This is a genomic window from Mesorhizobium sp. WSM4829 (assembly GCF_055811475.1).
The window spans coordinates 71,622-87,175 of the sequence record NZ_JBVVQJ010000012.1 but is presented as its reverse complement, the minus strand read 5'-3'; the positions used below and the strand labels follow the sequence as shown (position 1 = coordinate 87,175).

Annotated in this window: 15 protein-coding genes; 11 read left to right on the top strand and 4 right to left on the bottom strand. The window is 63.0% G+C overall.

The features are described from left to right. The first annotated feature begins 41 nt into the window (after positions 1 to 41). The 4 genes from sufD to sufA all read left to right on the top strand — a co-directional run bounded on the left by sufD (position 42) and on the right by sufA (position 3,598). Positions 42 to 1,310 carry a Fe-S cluster assembly protein SufD gene (gene sufD, locus AC0L17_RS14225; protein ID WP_473516284.1) on the top strand — a complete coding sequence of 423 codons (1,269 nt, stop codon included), beginning with the start codon at positions 42 to 44 and terminating at the stop codon, positions 1,308 to 1,310. Positions 1,311 to 1,488: 178 nt separating this feature from the next. Then, on the top strand, positions 1,489 to 2,730 hold the full coding sequence (locus AC0L17_RS14220; protein WP_473516283.1) for a cysteine desulfurase: 1,242 nt from the start codon (positions 1,489 to 1,491) through the stop codon (positions 2,728 to 2,730). A gap of 5 nt (positions 2,731 to 2,735) precedes the next feature. Further along, entirely contained in the window at positions 2,736 to 3,128 is a 393-nt protein-coding gene (locus AC0L17_RS14215; RefSeq protein ID WP_292550630.1) for an SUF system Fe-S cluster assembly protein, read from the top strand. Between the two features lie 89 nt (positions 3,129 to 3,217). Then, positions 3,218 to 3,598: a Fe-S cluster assembly scaffold SufA gene (gene sufA / locus AC0L17_RS14210; protein WP_006206001.1), complete on the top strand. Its 381-nt coding sequence runs from the start codon at positions 3,218 to 3,220 to the stop codon at positions 3,596 to 3,598. A 211-nt stretch (positions 3,599 to 3,809) separates the two neighbouring features. Here sufA and AC0L17_RS14205 read toward each other — a convergent pair whose 3' ends face one another. Continuing rightward, positions 3,810 to 4,307: a GFA family protein gene (locus AC0L17_RS14205; RefSeq protein WP_473516282.1), complete on the bottom strand. Its 498-nt coding sequence runs from the start codon at positions 4,305 to 4,307 to the stop codon at positions 3,810 to 3,812. 90 nt (positions 4,308 to 4,397) lie between these two features. Here AC0L17_RS14205 and AC0L17_RS14200 point away from each other — a divergent pair, with 90 nt between their 5' ends. After that, a complete protein-coding gene (locus AC0L17_RS14200) occupies positions 4,398 to 4,721 on the top strand; it encodes a TfoX/Sxy family protein (RefSeq protein WP_023798284.1) in 324 nt (107 codons plus the stop codon). A 186-nt stretch (positions 4,722 to 4,907) separates the two neighbouring features. Here AC0L17_RS14200 and AC0L17_RS14195 read toward each other — a convergent pair whose 3' ends face one another. Further along, on the bottom strand, positions 4,908 to 5,828 hold the full coding sequence (locus AC0L17_RS14195) for a carbohydrate kinase family protein (protein WP_473516281.1): 921 nt from the start codon (positions 5,826 to 5,828) through the stop codon (positions 4,908 to 4,910). A gap of 276 nt (positions 5,829 to 6,104) precedes the next feature. Between AC0L17_RS14195 and recA the strand changes: the two genes are divergently transcribed. Beyond that, positions 6,105 to 7,202 (top strand): recombinase RecA, encoded by a 1,098-nt coding sequence (gene recA, locus AC0L17_RS14190; RefSeq protein WP_023798282.1) that lies wholly within the window; start codon positions 6,105 to 6,107, stop codon positions 7,200 to 7,202. 286 nt (positions 7,203 to 7,488) lie between these two features. Further along, positions 7,489 to 10,155, top strand: a complete 2,667-nt coding sequence (alaS, locus tag AC0L17_RS14185) for an alanine--tRNA ligase (protein ID WP_473516280.1) — start codon at positions 7,489 to 7,491, stop codon at positions 10,153 to 10,155. Between the two features lie 195 nt (positions 10,156 to 10,350). Here the strand turns inward: alaS and AC0L17_RS14180 are convergent, their stop codons facing one another. After that, entirely contained in the window at positions 10,351 to 10,977 is a 627-nt protein-coding gene (locus tag AC0L17_RS14180; protein WP_473516279.1) for a glutathione S-transferase family protein, read from the bottom strand. 8 nt (positions 10,978 to 10,985) lie between these two features. Then, entirely contained in the window at positions 10,986 to 12,197 is a 1,212-nt protein-coding gene (locus AC0L17_RS14175) for an NADP-dependent isocitrate dehydrogenase (RefSeq protein ID WP_023798280.1), read from the bottom strand. Between the two features lie 217 nt (positions 12,198 to 12,414). Between AC0L17_RS14175 and AC0L17_RS14170 the strand changes: the two genes are divergently transcribed. The 4 genes from AC0L17_RS14170 (at position 12,415) to rpsD (ending at position 15,438) form a co-directional block, all read left to right on the top strand. After that, on the top strand, positions 12,415 to 13,263 hold the full coding sequence (locus AC0L17_RS14170) for an RNA methyltransferase (RefSeq protein WP_473516278.1): 849 nt from the start codon (positions 12,415 to 12,417) through the stop codon (positions 13,261 to 13,263). Between the two features lie 133 nt (positions 13,264 to 13,396). Continuing rightward, positions 13,397 to 14,209 (top strand): glutamate racemase, encoded by an 813-nt coding sequence (murI, locus tag AC0L17_RS14165; RefSeq protein ID WP_091591408.1) that lies wholly within the window; start codon positions 13,397 to 13,399, stop codon positions 14,207 to 14,209. 62 nt (positions 14,210 to 14,271) lie between these two features. Beyond that, positions 14,272 to 14,460, top strand: coding sequence for a DUF3008 family protein (locus AC0L17_RS14160; RefSeq protein ID WP_023717374.1), 189 nt, complete (start codon positions 14,272 to 14,274; stop codon positions 14,458 to 14,460). A 360-nt stretch (positions 14,461 to 14,820) separates the two neighbouring features. Beyond that, positions 14,821 to 15,438: a 30S ribosomal protein S4 gene (gene rpsD, locus AC0L17_RS14155; protein WP_023798277.1), complete on the top strand. Its 618-nt coding sequence runs from the start codon at positions 14,821 to 14,823 to the stop codon at positions 15,436 to 15,438. Positions 15,439 to 15,554: the final 116 nt, after the last annotated feature.

Genomic DNA, 15,554 nt, shown 5'->3' with positions numbered 1-15,554 from the left:
TGCCAGAAGGCCAAGAAGGCAAGCCAAACAAGGCGAGACCGATGAATATACATACGACACCCCAGCGAACGCCGGCCGAAACGGCGCTGATCGACGCCTTCAGCGACCGGCTGTCGTTGCTGCCCGGCGACGGCACGGTGATGCTGAAGCGCGACGACGCCATCGAGGCGATCAAGAGCGGCCTGCCGACGCGGCGCATCGAATCCTGGCACTACACCGACCTGCGCCGCCTGTTGACTTCGGTTCCGGATTTCGATCCCGCAGCCGCCCCAAAAGCCATTGCGCCTGTCGTCGAAGGATCCGCTGTCCTGCCGGTGCTCAACGGCGTGTCGAGTGCGAAAATGCCTGAAATCGAGGGCATCGCCGTGCAGCGCCTGTCGGAGAAGCTGACCGACGGCAGCATCGCACCGGGCCTCGATCTCTATGGCGCCGACGATGCCATCGGCGCGCTGAACACCGCTTTCGTTGCCGACGGTTATTTTGTCGACATTGCCGACGGCACCGAGTTGGACAAGCCGATCGAACTGCAGAACCTGCAGGCCGGCGGCCAGACGCATGTGCGCCTCAGCGTCCGCGTCGGCGCTGGCGCCAAGGCCGTGATCGTCGAGCGCCAGGCGGGCGAGGGCGCCGCACTCGTCAGTTCGGTCAGCCAGCTTCTGCTTGACGAGGGCGCCGAGGTGACCTGGCTGATCGTGCAGGAGCAGCCGGATACGGCGACGCATCTTGCCCAGTTCAAGGCGCATCTCGGCAAGAATGCGAAGCTGACGCTGTTCGTGATGAATGCCGGCGGCAAGCTGGTGCGCCAGGAGATCGTGGTCAGAACGACCGGCGAAGGTGCCGATTTCACGCTGCGCGGCATCAACCTGCTTGCCGGTGACACCCATACCGACGTGACCATGGTGCTCGACCATGCGGTGCCGCACACGGCTTCGACGGAAGTGATCCGCAACGTGGTGACGGGAAGAGCGCGCGGCGTCTTCCAGGGGCGCATCAACGTCCACCAATACGCGCAGAAGACCAACGCCAAGATGGCCTGCAACACGCTGCTCTTGTCGGATGACGGCGAGTTCTCGACCAAGCCTGAGCTCGAAATCTTCGCCGACGACGTCGTCTGCGGCCACGGCGCCACCGTCACCGAGATCGACCATAGCCATTTGTTCTACCTGATGGCGCGCGGCATCGACGAGAAGTCGGCCCGTGGCCTGCTGGTCAAGGCGTTCGTCGCCGAGGTGATCGAGGAACTCGACGACGAGGCGATCGTCGAGGCGCTGGAAACGAGGCTCGACGGCTGGTTCGCGGCGCACGGTTGAGGCAATTGGGTTCGCTTCGGCGAACACCCCTCATCCGTCTTGGCGCTGCGCGCCAATCCACCTTCTCCCACAAGGGGAGAAGGTTAGGCGATCTTCCTTCTCCCCTTGTGGGAGAAGGTGGCCGAGCGAAGCTCGGTCGGATGAGGGGTGGGCGACAGAATGAGGCGATGAATTGGTGATGGACCAGAAAGTCGAAAACATCCCCTACGACGTCGAGGCGATCCGCCGCGACTTTCCGATCCTGTCGCGGCAAGTCTACGGCAAACCGCTGGTCTATCTCGACAATGGCGCCTCGGCGCAGAAGCCGCAGGCCGTGCTCGACGCCATCCAGCACGCCTACGCCCAGGAATATGCCAATGTCCATCGCGGGCTGCATTTCCTGTCGAATGCCTCGACCGACGCCTTTGAGAACGCGCGCAAGATAGTGCAAAGATTCCTCAACGCGCCAAGCACCGACAACATCGTCTTCACCTCGAACACGACCGCGGCGATCAACACCGTTGCCTATGGTTATGGCATGCCCAATATCGGCGAGGGCGATGAAATAGTCCTGTCGATCATGGAGCACCATTCCAACATCGTGCCGTGGCATTTCATCCGCGAGCGCCAGGGCGCGAAGCTGGTCTGGGTGCCGGTCGACGATCTCGGCATCTTCCACATCGAGGAGTTCGAGAAACGGCTGAGCGACCGCACAAAACTGGTCGCCATCACGCACATGTCGAATGCGCTGGGCACGGTGACGCCGATCAAGGAGATCGTCCGCATCGCGCATGCGCGCGGCATACCGGTGCTGGTCGACGGCAGCCAGAGCGCCGTGCACATGCCGATCGACGTGCAGGATCTCGACTGCGATTTCTTCGTCTTCACCGGCCACAAGGTCTATGGGCCCTCGGGCATCGGCGTGCTCTATGGCAAGAAGGACATGCTGGAGTGCATGCGCCCGTTCATGGGCGGCGGCGAGATGATCGAGGAGGTGACGCAAGACATCGTCACCTACAACGATCCGCCGCACCGCTTCGAGGCCGGCACGCCGCCGATCGTCCAGGCGATCGGGCTGGGCGCGGCACTCGAATACATGGAAAAGATCGGCCGCGAGCGCATCGCCGCCCACGAGGCCGATCTGAAGGATTATGCCCATCAGCGGCTGCGCGCTATCAATTCGCTGCGCATCTTCGGCGACGCGCCGGACAAGGGCGCCATCATCTCCTTCGAGCTGCAGGGCATTCATGCCCACGACGTGTCGATGGTGATCGACAGGCAAGGCGTCGCCGTCCGTGCCGGCACCCATTGCGCCCAGCCGCTGTTGAAACGTTTCGGCGTAACCTCCACATGCAGGGCATCGTTCGGCATGTATAATACCAGGGCCGAAGTCGACGCTTTGGCCGATGCGCTCGAAAAGGCGCGAAAGTTTTTTGGGTGACGATCATGGATGATGCAGGCCGCACCGCTGAGACCTCTTCGGAGACGACTGCCAACGGTCTGGTTTCCGCCTCGGCCATTCCCGTCGACGAACTGGCGCGGCTGACCGACGACATCGTCTCGGCGCTGAAGACGGTCTATGATCCGGAAATCCCGGCCGACATCTACGAGCTCGGCCTGATCTACAAGATTGACATCGAGGACGACCGTTCGGTCAAGATCGACATGACGCTGACCGCGCCCGGCTGCCCGGTGGCCGGCGAAATGCCGGGCTGGGTGGAAAATGCCGTCGGCGCCGTCGAAGGCGTGTCCGGCGTCGAGGTCAACATGACCTTCGATCCGCCCTGGTCGCCCGATCGCATGTCGGAAGAGGCGCAGGTCGCGGTGGGCTGGTATTGAGGCGCACTTGCGCCAGGCAGAAAACTTCACCATTTTAGGTGAAGACTCATTCCGCAGGCCTTGAACCTGCGCGAACGCGGAGAAAAAGAATGGGACGCTTCGCCGTCATCACGATGACCGAAAAGGCTGCCGATCGGGTGCGCGAGATCGTCGCGACCCGTGAGAATGCGCATGGCATTCGCCTTGGCATCAAGAAGGGCGGCTGCGCCGGCATGGAATATACGGTCGATCTGGTGACCGAGCCCAACACCAAGGACGATCATATCGAGCGCGACGGCGCCCATGTCTATGTCGCGCCTGAGGCAGCGCTTTTCCTGTTCGGCACCGAGATGGATTTCGAGCAGACGACGCTGCGCACCGGCTTCACCTTCCGCAACCCGAACCAGAGCTCGGCCTGCGGCTGCGGCGAATCGGTGGAGCTCAAGCCGGCCGATCTGAAGGCCCTGGCCGAAGCGCGCGCGTCGGCCTGATCTTCCCTTCTCCCCGTGTCCCCCTCATCCGGCCCTTCGGGCCACCTTCTCCCCGCTGGGGAGAAGAGGTTGGCATCACCGCTGGCGACCTCCTCTCCCCTCGGGGAGAGGTCGGATTGCCCCGAATTGCCCTTCGCAATTCGGTTGGCAATCCGGGTGAGGGGGCACTTACCCACGTGCGATTGCCCTGCCGTAAACGGGCGAAGAAATGCTAATCCACCCACATTCCCGTCCGCTTGTGCCAGCCTGCGATCGATTCCTCGGGATAGACGTCGAAGACCTTGTCGCCCTTGCCGATCACGGGCTCGACCCAGTTCGCCTTGTATTTCAGCATGAGGTGCACCTTTTCAGGCGGTTTCGGCAGGTCTGTGTCGATCGCCGAGGCGAAGGGGTGGACCAGTTCCGGCCAGGTCCGGTCATAGAGCCACAGTGCCGAACCACATTTTTTGCAGAAATTCCGCTCGCCTGACGAGATCTCGCATTGCGGATGCTCGTCGTCCTCGATCTCGGCCTGGTAGACGCCAAGATGGCGCCTGCCCTTGATTTTCAGCGTCTCGAAATCGGCACCGAGATTGATGGCAAAGCCACCGCCGCCCTGCTGCTTGCGGCAGATCGAGCAGTAGCACAGCATGAACGGCACCGGCGTGTGGCTTTCCACCTCGAAGCGGACGGCATTGCACCGGCAGGACCCTTTGAGCAGAAGCGGCATGAAAAACTCCGACGAAATTGGCTTTCAACTTGTCAGGATGGTGCCGGCTGCGGCGATGACAAGGGGAAATCCGGGTGACATGATCGCGGCATGGACAATGAACGCATTGCCGAACTTTTCGAAGGCCTCGGACCGGTCAGCATTCGCAAGATGTTCGGCGGCAAGGGCATCTATTTCGACGGCGTGATCGTCGCCATCGTCATTCGTGACGAATTGATGCTGAAAGCCGATGCGGAAAGCGCGCCCGAATTCGAGGCGGCCGGCTGCCGGCAATGGACCTATACGGGGTCGCGGCACGGCAAGCTGGTGTCGATGCCGTATTGGAGCGTTCCCGACAGCGCCTTCGACGATCCGGATGAGATGGCGGTCTGGGCGCGGCGGGCCTATGAAGCGGGGCTGCGGGCCGGCAAATAGCTGTGTCCGCTAGCCGCTCAGTTTAAGATAATCGTTTCAGGTCGGCGCTGCCCCTCACCCTTACCCTCTCCCCCGTGAAGGACGGGGAGAGGGGGCCGCCGGCGTTGCGGCCAAGCCCCTTCTCCCCGTCCTTGACGGGGAGAAGGTCCCGGCAGGGGGTTGAGGGGCGGCGCCAACATCCGGGGTTCATGCCAGGTCGCGCGCCTCGGATACGAATGTCAGCGCCTCGGCAAAGATAGCGCTGGCGAAGGTGGCGCTCTCGACGGCGAGCATTGCTGCGGCAACGCCTTCGCGCAACGCTGCGCGCAGCGTCAGGCCGCGCAGCAGGGCGGCCATCGTCGCGCCCGCCAGCGCATCGGCGGCGCCGACCGTGACTTTTTTCGGTGGCAGGATCGAGAAGGCGCCGGCCGCGTCGAAACCCAGCACCGGACCGTCACCAGCGGTGACCACGCCGCTTTTCAGGCCGGCGCGTCTTAGGCCGTCGACAATGCCACGCTCGTCGGCATCGACGTCGGCGCCGGTAAGCGCGCCGGCCTCGTGCCGGTTCATGAAGGCCATCGCCAGAAACTCAAGCACCAGCGTCAGCCGCGCCGCCTTGCTGGGCGAAACGGCAAGTGCAAACACCGGCTTGTCGGCTGCAAGCGTCACCAGCCGCTCGAGCGCCGCCGACGGCAGGTTTGCGTCGCAAAGGACTGCATCGGCGGTGCTGATTGCCTCGCGCACCTTGGCACGGCGGATCTGCTTGGCAAGCGCCAGGTCGTAGAGCGCCATGTCGGCAAGACCGACGATCAGCGCGCCGTCGCCGTCGAATATCGTCGTGTTGCTCGGCGTCGTGCGATCTAGGAACACCACCGACAGATCGGCAATCCCCGCCACAGCAATGGCGCGTGAAACCGTCTCGGCCAGAACATCGCCGCCGCGAACCGAAAGCAGCGAGCCGGAGACGCCGCGGCGCACGGCGCAGCGCAGCGCATTGAAGACGGCGCCGCCGACTTCCTCGCGCATCGTGCCGGGGTTCGACGCCGCCGGCACGAAGGCGCCCGAAACCTGGCCGCGCCGCTCGATATAGGCGCCGCCTACTGCCAGGATCGTCGGCGACTTCATCATGCCCAGTGAGATGACCTTTGCTGCTGCCGGGAGGAGACTAGGTTGTCCGGCGGAACCCGGCAACCGGAGGCGCGATTCGGAAGATGCCTTGCAGAATCCTGCGGGTGAACCCGGGATGCATCCTGGGTGAAAACACGAAACAAAAAAAGAACAAATCCGGATATTGTTGGTTTTTCAATCGGTTGTATCCCCTTGCCAATCGAGAACAAAAAAGGTACAAATTGATAGGGATTACGGATTGTCCGGCCTTCATTGACGACCAAGGGGTGATGTATCATGGCTCAGAATTCTTTGCGGCTTGTAGAGGACAAAACGGTGGACAAATCAAAGGCTCTGGATGCGGCGCTGTCGCAAATCGAGCGTGCTTTCGGCAAGGGCTCGATCATGCGGCTCGGCGCAAACGAGCAGGTCGTCGAGATCGAAACGGTGCCGACCGGTTCGCTTGGCCTCGACATCGCGCTCGGCGTCGGCGGCCTGCCGCGCGGCCGCATCATCGAGATCTACGGGCCGGAAAGCTCAGGCAAGACGACGCTGGCGCTGCACACTGTGGCGGAGGCCCAGAAGAAGGGCGGCATCTGCGCCTTCGTCGATGCCGAGCACGCGCTCGACCCGGTCTATGCCCGCAAGCTCGGCGTCGACCTCGAAAACCTCTTGATCTCGCAGCCCGATACCGGCGAGCAGGCGCTGGAGATCTGCGACACGCTGGTGCGTTCCGGCGCCATCGACGTGCTGGTGGTCGATTCGGTCGCGGCGCTGACGCCGCGCGCCGAAATCGAAGGCGAGATGGGCGATTCGCTGCCCGGCCTGCAGGCCCGGCTGATGAGCCAGGCGCTGCGCAAGCTGACCGCCTCGATCTCGCGCTCCAACACCATGGTCATCTTCATCAACCAGATCCGCATGAAGATCGGCGTCATGTTCGGTTCGCCCGAGACCACGACCGGCGGCAACGCGCTGAAATTCTACGCTTCGGTGCGCCTCGACATTCGCCGCATCGGCTCGGTCAAGGACCGCGACGAGGTCGTCGGCAACCAGACTCGCGTCAAGGTGGTCAAGAACAAGCTGGCGCCGCCCTTCAAGGTGGTCGAGTTCGATATCATGTATGGCGAGGGCGTGTCCAAGACCGGCGAGCTGGTCGACCTCGGCGTCAAGGCCGGCGTGGTCGAAAAGTCGGGCGCCTGGTTCTCCTACAATTCGCAGCGTCTCGGCCAGGGCCGCGAGAATGCAAAACTGTTCCTGCGCGACAATCCCGACACGGCGCGCGAAATCGAATTGGCACTACGGCAGAATGCCGGGCTGATTGCGGAAAAGTTCCTCGAGAATGGTGGTTCCGAAGGCGGAGACGATGGTTTCGAGGACGAAGCCGGCGCCATGTAGGCTTCGGCAGTGGCCGGAGTTTGGCCATGATTCCCGCGCATCAGCTCCAGCCTGTGTAATCGAGTCCTGTATTGTTGCGTTCGAACCGCCGGCCTAGCGCCGGCGGTTTGCGTTTCAGCGGTGGCGCCGAGATGACCGGCAAGCCGGCAACGAGATGACCGGCAGGCCCCGCAAATTGGCCCAATTCCGTGTTTCTGGACAGGGTGCAACGCGGCGGCTAAAAGGCCATGTCCATTTGCCGTCGGCCGCGCCGGCGGCTCTCTCTAAAAGCTAAAAGGCAGTATTCATGAGTGGCGTGAACGAGATCCGGTCGACATTCCTCGACTATTTCCGCAAGGAGGGTCACGAGGTCGTCGCGTCGAGCCCGCTGGTGCCGCGCAATGACCCGACACTGATGTTCACCAATGCCGGCATGGTGCAGTTCAAGAACGTTTTCACCGGCCTGGAAAAGCGACCTTATTCGCGTGCCACGACGGCTCAGAAGAGTGTTCGCGCCGGCGGCAAGCACAACGACCTCGACAATGTCGGCTACACCGCGCGCCACCTGACCTTCTTCGAGATGCTCGGTAATTTCTCGTTCGGCGACTATTTCAAGGAGCGCGCCATCGAGCTTGCCTGGAACCTGATCACCAGGGAGTTCGGGCTGAAGAAGGACAAGCTGCTGGTCACGGTCTATCATACCGACGACGAGGCTGCCGGCTACTGGAAGAAGATCGCCGGCTTTTCCGACGATCGCATCATCCGCATTCCGACCTCGGACAATTTCTGGGCGATGGGCGACACCGGACCTTGCGGTCCGTGCTCGGAGATCTTCATCGACCGTGGCGAGCACATCTGGGGCGGCCCTCCCGGCAGCCCCGAGGAGGATGGCGACCGTTTCCTCGAATTCTGGAACCTGGTGTTCATGCAGTATGAACAGGTGACGAAGGATGAGCGCATCGACCTGCCGCGCCCGTCGATCGACACCGGCATGGGCCTGGAGCGCATGGCCTCCATTCTGCAAGGGGTCGAGAGCGTCTTCGAGACCGACCTGTTCCGTCACCTGATCGAGGCCGCGTCATCCGCGCTCGGCCGCGGTCCGGATGCCGACACCGTCGGATCGTTCCGCGTTATCGCCGACCATCTGCGTTCGTCCTGCTTTCTGGTCGCCGACGGCGTGCTGCCGTCCAATGAGGGCCGCGGCTACGTGCTGCGTCGCATCATGCGCCGCGCCATGCGCCACGCGCAGCTTTTGGGCGCCGGTGATCCGCTGATGTGGCAGTTGGTGCCGGCGCTGGTGCGCGAGATGGGCCAGGCCTATCCGGAACTGGTGCGCGGCGAACAGATGATCACCGAGACGCTTAAGCTTGAAGAAACCCGTTTCCGCAAGACGCTGGTGCGCGGCTTGGGCCTGCTTTCGGAGGCGACGGAAAAGCTGGGTGCCGGCGACATGCTGGATGGCGAGACCGCCTTCAAGCTCTACGACACCTATGGCTTTCCGCTCGATCTGACGCAAGACGCGCTGCGTCAGCGCAACATCTCGGTCGATCTTGCCGGCTTCACCAATGCGATGGAGCAGCAGAAGGCCGAGGCGCGCAAGAGCTGGGCTGGTTCCGGCGAGGCGGCGACCGAAACAGTGTGGTTCCCGGTGCGCGAGAAGCATGGCGCCACTGAGTTCCTCGGCTACGAGACCGAGCAGGCGGAAGGCCTCATCCAGGCGCTGGTCAGGGACGGCAAGATCGTCGACAGCGCCGCCAACGGCGAGGCGGTTGCCGTGGTCGTCAACCAGACGCCGTTCTATGGCGAATCCGGCGGCCAGGTGGGTGATACCGGCGTCATTTCAGGCGAAGGGTTCTCAATCGAGATCTCCGATACGCAGAAGAAGGCCGACGGGCTTTTCGTGCATCTCGGCAAGGTGGCCGACGGCACGGTCGACACGGGCGCGACCGTCGAACTGAAGGTCGACCATGCGCGCCGCTCCAGGCTGCGCGCGAACCATTCCGCGACGCATCTGATCCACGAAGCGCTGCGCGAGGTGCTCGGCACCCATGTCGCGCAGAAGGGCTCACTGGTCGCGCCCGAGCGTCTGCGCTTCGACATCTCGCACAACAAGCCGATCTCGCCGGACGAGATCGAAGAGGTCGAGCGGATGGCGAACGAGATCGTCGTCCAGAACAGCCCGGTCACCACGCGGCTGATGTCGGTCGACGATGCCATTGCCGAAGGCGCCATGGCGCTGTTCGGCGAAAAGTATGGCGATGAGGTGCGCGTCGTTTCGATGGGCACGGGCTTGCATGGCGCCAAGGCCAACCGGCCCTATTCGGTCGAGCTATGCGGCGGCACCCATGTCAGGGCGACCGGCGATATCGGTCTGGTGCGCATCGTGTCGGACAGCGCAGTCGCCGCCGGCGTGCGCCGCATCGAGGCGCTGACCGGAGAGGCGGCCAGAAAGCATCTCGACGAGCAGGACAAACGGTTGAAGGCCACTGCGGCGGCGCTGAAGATTTCGCCGGCCGACGTGCCGGCGCGCGTCGAGGCGCTGCTCGACGAGCGCAAGAAGCTCGAGAAAGAACTGACCGAAGCGCGCAAGAAACTGGCGCTGGGCGACCGCTCGCCAGCCGGCGTGCCTGCCGAGAACGAGACCATTGCCGGTGTCGGCTTCCTCGGCAAGGCGGTATCGGGCGTCGCGCCGAAGGATTTGAAGCCGTTGGCCGATGCCGGCAAGAAGTCGCTCGGCTCCGGCGTCGTCGTCTTCGTCGGCGCCGGCGAGGACAACAAGGCCAGCGTCGTGGTCGGCGTCACCGACGACCTGACCGGCCGCTTCAGCGCTGTCGATCTGGTGCGCGTAGCGTCCGCGGCATTGGGCGGGCAGGGCGGCGGCGGTCGGCCTGACATGGCCCAGGCCGGCGGCCCGGACGCCTCAAGGGCCGAAGACGCGATCGCTGCGGTGAAGGCGGCTCTGGAGGCGGCCTGATCGGGTCTTGCCTTCTCCCCTTGTGGGAGAAGGTGGATTGGCGCGCAGCGCCAAGACGGATGAGGGGTGCTGGCCGGAGTGCTGTTGGTGCCAAGCTGGAACACCCCTCATCCGACCTCGCTTCGCGAGGCCACCTTCTCCCACAAGGGGGAGAAGGGGAGCGCCGCACCAGCGGGCAGGCACGGGCCCCTGCTGTCACCCAGCCTTTTCGGTCTTCGCAAAACTCTCCCGTCCGGCGATGCGAGCCCACCAGTCCCGAATATCGGCAAACTCCGCCAGCAGGTTTTGCCCCTCAGTGACCTTGACGAAATAGCCGATGATGGGTGCTGCATGCAGGTCGGCCAGCGTCAGTTGCTCGCCCAGCAGCCACGGCCCGGCGGCTTTCAGTGAGGTGAGTGCGCGAAGCACTGTCGCCGCCTGCAGAAGCCCATTGGCGATCAAAGCCTCGTCAGGCGCCGTTTTCTCCAGTCGCTCGACGGCGACATCCCAGACCATGGCTCGATAGGCATAGGCGTCGAGCATGCCGATGATCTGGTTCATACGTGCGCGAGGCCGGGCTTCGATCGGTTGCAACGCCGGGCCGTCGAACGCTTCGTCGACATAGCGGGCGATCGCGCCGGTCTCGTGGAGGCGGAACCCGTCATGCTCGAAGGCCGGGATGCGGCCGAACGGCTGATGGTCGAGATACCAGCCCGGAATGCCGTCCGCCGCAAAGATGTCGACCGGCACGAGTTCGTAGCCGATGCCTTTTTCCTCGAGTGCGAGGCGGACGATGCGCACATAGACGCTGTAGTCCGCCCCGTAGACGACGGGCCTGCTCACAACGCTGGTCAGGCCATCGCCTTCTGCAGATTCTCGTCGATCTTGTCGAGGAAGCCGGTGGTCGAAAGCCATGGCTGGTCGGGACCGATCAGCAGCGACAGATCCTTGGTCATGAAGCCGGCTTCGACGGTCTGGATGCAGACTTTTTCCAGCGTCTCGGCAAAACGCATCAGCTCGGCATTGTCGTCGAGTTTGGCGCGGTGCGCCAGGCCGCGCGTCCAGGCGAAGATCGAGGCGATCGAATTGGTCGAGGTTTCCTCGCCCTTCTGGTGCTGCCGATAATGACGGGTGACGGTGCCGTGCGCCGCCTCCGCCTCCACCGTCTTGCCGTCCGGCGTCATCAGCACCGAGGTCATTAGGCCGAGCGACCCAAAACCTTGCGCCACGGTGTCCGACTGCACGTCGCCATCATAGTTCTTGCAGGCCCAGATATAGCCGCCCGACCATTTCAGGCTGGAGGCGACCATGTCGTCGATCAGCCGGTGCTCGTACCAGAGCTTCTTGGCTTTGAACTCGGCTTCGAACTCTGCCTCGTAGACTTCCTGGAAAATGTCCTTGAAGCGGCCGTCATAGGCCTTGAGGATGGTGTTCTTGGTCGAGAGGTAGACCGGGTAGTTGCGCAGCAGGCCGTAATTGAGCGAGGCGCGGGCGAATTCGCGGATCGAGTCGTCGAGATTGTACATGGCCATGGCGACGCCGGCGGCCGGCGCATCGAACACGTCATGCTCGATCACCTTGCCGTCCTCGCCGACGAACTTGATCGTCAGCTTGCCCTTGCCGGGGAAGCGGAAGTCGGTGGCGCGGTACTGGTCGCCGAAAGCATGACGGCCGACGATGATCGGCTTGGTCCAGCCGGGCACCAGCCGCGGCACGTTCTTCATGATGATCGGCTCGCGAAAGATGGTGCCGCCGAGGATGTTGCGGATGGTGCCGTTCGGCGACTTCCACATCTTCTTCAGCCCGAATTCCTCGACACGCTGCTCGTCGGGGGTGATCGTCGCGCATTTCACGCCGACGCCATGCTTCTTGATGGCATTGGCCGAATCGATGGTCACCTGGTCGTTGGTGGCGTCGCGGTGCTCAACGCTGAGGTCGTAATATTCAAGCTTGAGGTCGAGATAGGGGTGGATCAGCTTGTCCTTGATGAACTGCCAGATGATGCGGGTCATCTCGTCGCCGTCGAGTTCGACGACCGGGTTCGCCACCTTGATCTTCGCCATGGAAAGAATGCCTCATTGTTGGGGATCGGAACGGCCTTGCCCGCATGGCTTTGGCCGGGGATGCGGCCCGTATATCAAAGCATTTTTGGCCGCGCAAACGGCGATCCGTCCCAGCGGGCTCGCCCCTGGCATCGGGCGTTGCCTGCCAAAGCTTCATTTTCGCGGCCGGATATGGCAGGGGACGCTGAAATGCCGCAAACAGCAGTTCATTGAGACAATGCAAGCCAGCAACGACATCCCTCCTGCCACCGGCCCGGCGATCATCCTGGTCGAGCCGCAGCTCGGCGAGAATATCGGCATGGTCGCGCGCGCCATGGCGAATTTCGGTCTGTCCGAACTGCGCCTCGTCAATCCGCGCGACGGCTGGCCGAGCGAAAAGGCGCGCGCTGCCGCGAGCCGCGCCGACCACGTCATCGATGCCGCTGGAGTATATGACGATCTGGCCTCGGCGGTCGCCGACCTGAACTTCGTCTTCGCCACCACGGCGCGCGCGCGCGATAATTTCAAACCGGTGCGCGGACCGGTCGAGGCGGGCAGGGCGCTGAGAGCGCGGCAGCGATCCGGACAGCGCACCGGCATCCTGTTCGGCCGCGAGCGGTTCGGGCTCTACAATGACGAGGTCGGCCTCGCCGACGAGATCGTCACCTTCCCGGTCGATCCCGCCTTCTCCTCGCTCAACATCGCCCAGGCCGCCTTGCTGATGTCCTATGAGTGGATGAAGTCGGGCCTGGAAGACGAGACCAAAACCAATTTTTCCAGTCCCGACATGATGCCGGCGACCAAGGAACAGTTGCACGGCCTGTTCGCCAATCTGGAAGGCGCGCTCGAAGCGCGCGGCTATTTCCGCCCGGCGGCGAAGAAGCCGAAAATGGTCGACAACCTGCGCGCGGTGCTGACGCGCGCCGGCTTCGCCGAGCCGGAACTCAAGGTGCTGCGCGGCATAATATCATCGCTGGACAGGTTTTCGCCGGCCATGCCGCGCGGCGACGGATCGCCGGGCGATGATCCAAGGCGGCTTCCGGCAGCGGCCCGCGCCGCCAAGGCGGCAGACAAGGACCAGGCCTGAGAGACAGGGCTTTAGCCGTAACCGAATGTTATTTGCTGTGGTCCATCATCCCAAGAATGATGGATCAGGATTTGTGACCATCTTCCCGCCGCGGGCCCGCAGCCTTCTCCGCCTTCTCCTGTAGACGATGGCAATGACCGATCCTTCAAGCGCCCGCCCGATCCTGATGTTCGATTCCGGCATCGGCGGCCTGACGGTGCTGCGCGAAGCGCGGGTGCTGATGCCCGACCGCCGCTTCGTCTATGTCGCCGACGACGCGGCTTTCCCTTACGGGGCTTGGGAGGAAGCGGCACTGAGGGCACATGTGCTGGAGCTGTTCGGCAAGCTGCTTGATCGTTTTTCGCCGGCCATTTCGGTCATCGCCTGCAACACCGCCTCGACGCTGGTCATCGATGCGTTGCGCGAAAGATTTCCCGGTCATCCTTTCGTCGGCACGGTGCCGGCGATCAAGCCGGCGGCGGAACGCACGCGCTCCGGGCTGGTTTCGGTGCTGGCGACGCCCGGCACCGTCAAGCGCCAGTATACCCGCGACCTGATCGGCAAATGGGCACAGAAATGCCATGTCCGCCTGGTTGGCAGCGATAGTCTGGCGGGACTGGCCGAAGTCTATATGCGCGATGGCTTTGTCGATGAAGAGGCGGTGCGTGCCGAGATCGCGCCGTGCTTCATCGAACATGACGAACTGCGGACCGACATCGTCGTGCTTGCCTGCACCCACTATCCCTTTCTGGCCAATCGCATGCGCAAGACGGCACCCTGGCCGGTCGATTGGCTCGATCCCGCCGAGGCGATCGCACGGCGGGCGCTCTCGCTGCTCGCGCATGCCGAGGCCAGCCACCGCGGCGAGGCGTTGCCGGAAGGCGCCGACCTCGCTGTCTTCACCTCGAAGCGGGTCGATTTCCCGACTCGCCGCCTGATGCAGGGGTTTGGGCTGGCGATTTCCTGATATCTGGGAACATCACCCCGACCGGTGCGTTTTTCCCGCATCGCAAGACGGGAGAAACGATCATGCCAGCCACTTCAAAAGCCCAGCAGAAAGCCGCCGGCGCGGCATTGTCCGCCAAGCGTGGCGAGACCAAGAAGAGCGAGCTGAAAGGCGCTTCGAAGGGAATGTACAAGTCGATGAGCGAAAAGCAGCTCGAGGAGTTCGCCGAGACCAAGCGCAAGGGCCTGCCGGAGAAGAAATCGAAACACTAGCCGCTGGTCCGCACCCAAGGTCCGGTCCCATGGTTGGATAGCCGCGGTCAGCACGTCCGCGCGCGGGAACTGCGGCTGCCATCACCGACGCCAGTGGCGAGCTTGACACCAGTTGAATCTCCGTCTAATCAGCCCACCAACACCGGGCCGCAATGTCCGGTGGTTTCTTTATGTGCGCAGGACATTTGGGAAGCCGCTCTATTCCTCCCGGAGTCTTGTCTAGAATGACGTGTCCCGTGGGTTTTCCGCCGCGTTGCGTGGGAGAACCCTGTCAGGTCTCGAAAACGGGGGCCAGAGGAGGGCGCGTTTCCTTCACCCGGACCATGAGGTGCCGGGTGTGTCTTTTTGAAAGGGAATGCGATGAGCAAGCGCGAATCCGCGAAATACAAGATCGACCGTCGTCTCGGCGAAAACATCTGGGGTCGCCCAAAATCCCCGGTCAACAAGCGCGAATACGGTCCCGGCCAGCACGGCCAGCGCCGCAAGGGCAAGCTTTCCGATTTCGGCCTCCAGCTGCGTGCCAAGCAGAAGCTGAAGGGTCACTACGGCGACGTGTCGGAAAAGCAGTTCCGCAAGGTCTATGAAGAGGCGAACCGCCGCAAGGGCGACACCTCGGAGAACCTGATCGGCCTGCTCGAGTCTCGTCTCGACGCGGTCGTCTACCGCGCCAAGTTCGTGCCGACCATTTTTGCCGCTCGCCAGTTCGTCAATCACGGCCACATCAATGTCAACGGCAAGCGCGTCAACATCGGCTCGTACCGCTGCAAGCCGGGCGATGTCATCGAAGTGCGCGAAAAGTCGAAGCAGCTGGTGATCGTCCTGGAATCGGTAGGCCTGGCTGAGCGCGACGTGCCTGATTACATCGAGGTCGATCATAACAAGATGACGGCGTCCTTCGGGCGCATCCCCGGGCTGTCGGATGTTCCCTTCGCCGTGCAGATGGAACCGAACCTGGTCGTCGAATTCTATTCGCGCTGATCGATTTTTTTCATCTGCGACATCATCGAAGGCCGCCCTCGAGGCGGCCTTTTCTTTGGGGCTCCGAAAATCGATTTCGATTTTCGGGCCGATGCGCTACTCCGGGCAGCAACAAG

What these genes read in the sequence shown, in the direction of transcription:
- sufD (WP_473516284.1), top strand. Translation starts at nt 42, where the DNA reads ATGAATATACATACGACACCCCAGCGAACGCCGGCCGAAACGGCGCTG.
- AC0L17_RS14220 (WP_473516283.1), top strand. Translation starts at nt 1,489, where the DNA reads ATGGACCAGAAAGTCGAAAACATCCCCTACGACGTCGAGGCGATCCGC.
- AC0L17_RS14215 (WP_292550630.1), top strand. Translation starts at nt 2,736, where the DNA reads ATGGATGATGCAGGCCGCACCGCTGAGACCTCTTCGGAGACGACTGCC.
- sufA (WP_006206001.1), top strand. Translation starts at nt 3,218, where the DNA reads ATGGGACGCTTCGCCGTCATCACGATGACCGAAAAGGCTGCCGATCGG.
- AC0L17_RS14205 (WP_473516282.1), bottom strand. Translation starts at nt 4,307, where the DNA reads ATGCCGCTTCTGCTCAAAGGGTCCTGCCGGTGCAATGCCGTCCGCTTC.
- AC0L17_RS14200 (WP_023798284.1), top strand. Translation starts at nt 4,398, where the DNA reads ATGGACAATGAACGCATTGCCGAACTTTTCGAAGGCCTCGGACCGGTC.
- AC0L17_RS14195 (WP_473516281.1), bottom strand. Translation starts at nt 5,828, where the DNA reads ATGATGAAGTCGCCGACGATCCTGGCAGTAGGCGGCGCCTATATCGAG.
- recA (WP_023798282.1), top strand. Translation starts at nt 6,105, where the DNA reads ATGGCTCAGAATTCTTTGCGGCTTGTAGAGGACAAAACGGTGGACAAA.
- alaS (WP_473516280.1), top strand. Translation starts at nt 7,489, where the DNA reads ATGAGTGGCGTGAACGAGATCCGGTCGACATTCCTCGACTATTTCCGC.
- AC0L17_RS14175 (WP_023798280.1), bottom strand. Translation starts at nt 12,197, where the DNA reads ATGGCGAAGATCAAGGTGGCGAACCCGGTCGTCGAACTCGACGGCGAC.
- AC0L17_RS14170 (WP_473516278.1), top strand. Translation starts at nt 12,415, where the DNA reads ATGCAAGCCAGCAACGACATCCCTCCTGCCACCGGCCCGGCGATCATC.
- murI (WP_091591408.1), top strand. Translation starts at nt 13,397, where the DNA reads ATGACCGATCCTTCAAGCGCCCGCCCGATCCTGATGTTCGATTCCGGC.
- AC0L17_RS14160 (WP_023717374.1), top strand. Translation starts at nt 14,272, where the DNA reads ATGCCAGCCACTTCAAAAGCCCAGCAGAAAGCCGCCGGCGCGGCATTG.
- rpsD (WP_023798277.1), top strand. Translation starts at nt 14,821, where the DNA reads ATGAGCAAGCGCGAATCCGCGAAATACAAGATCGACCGTCGTCTCGGC.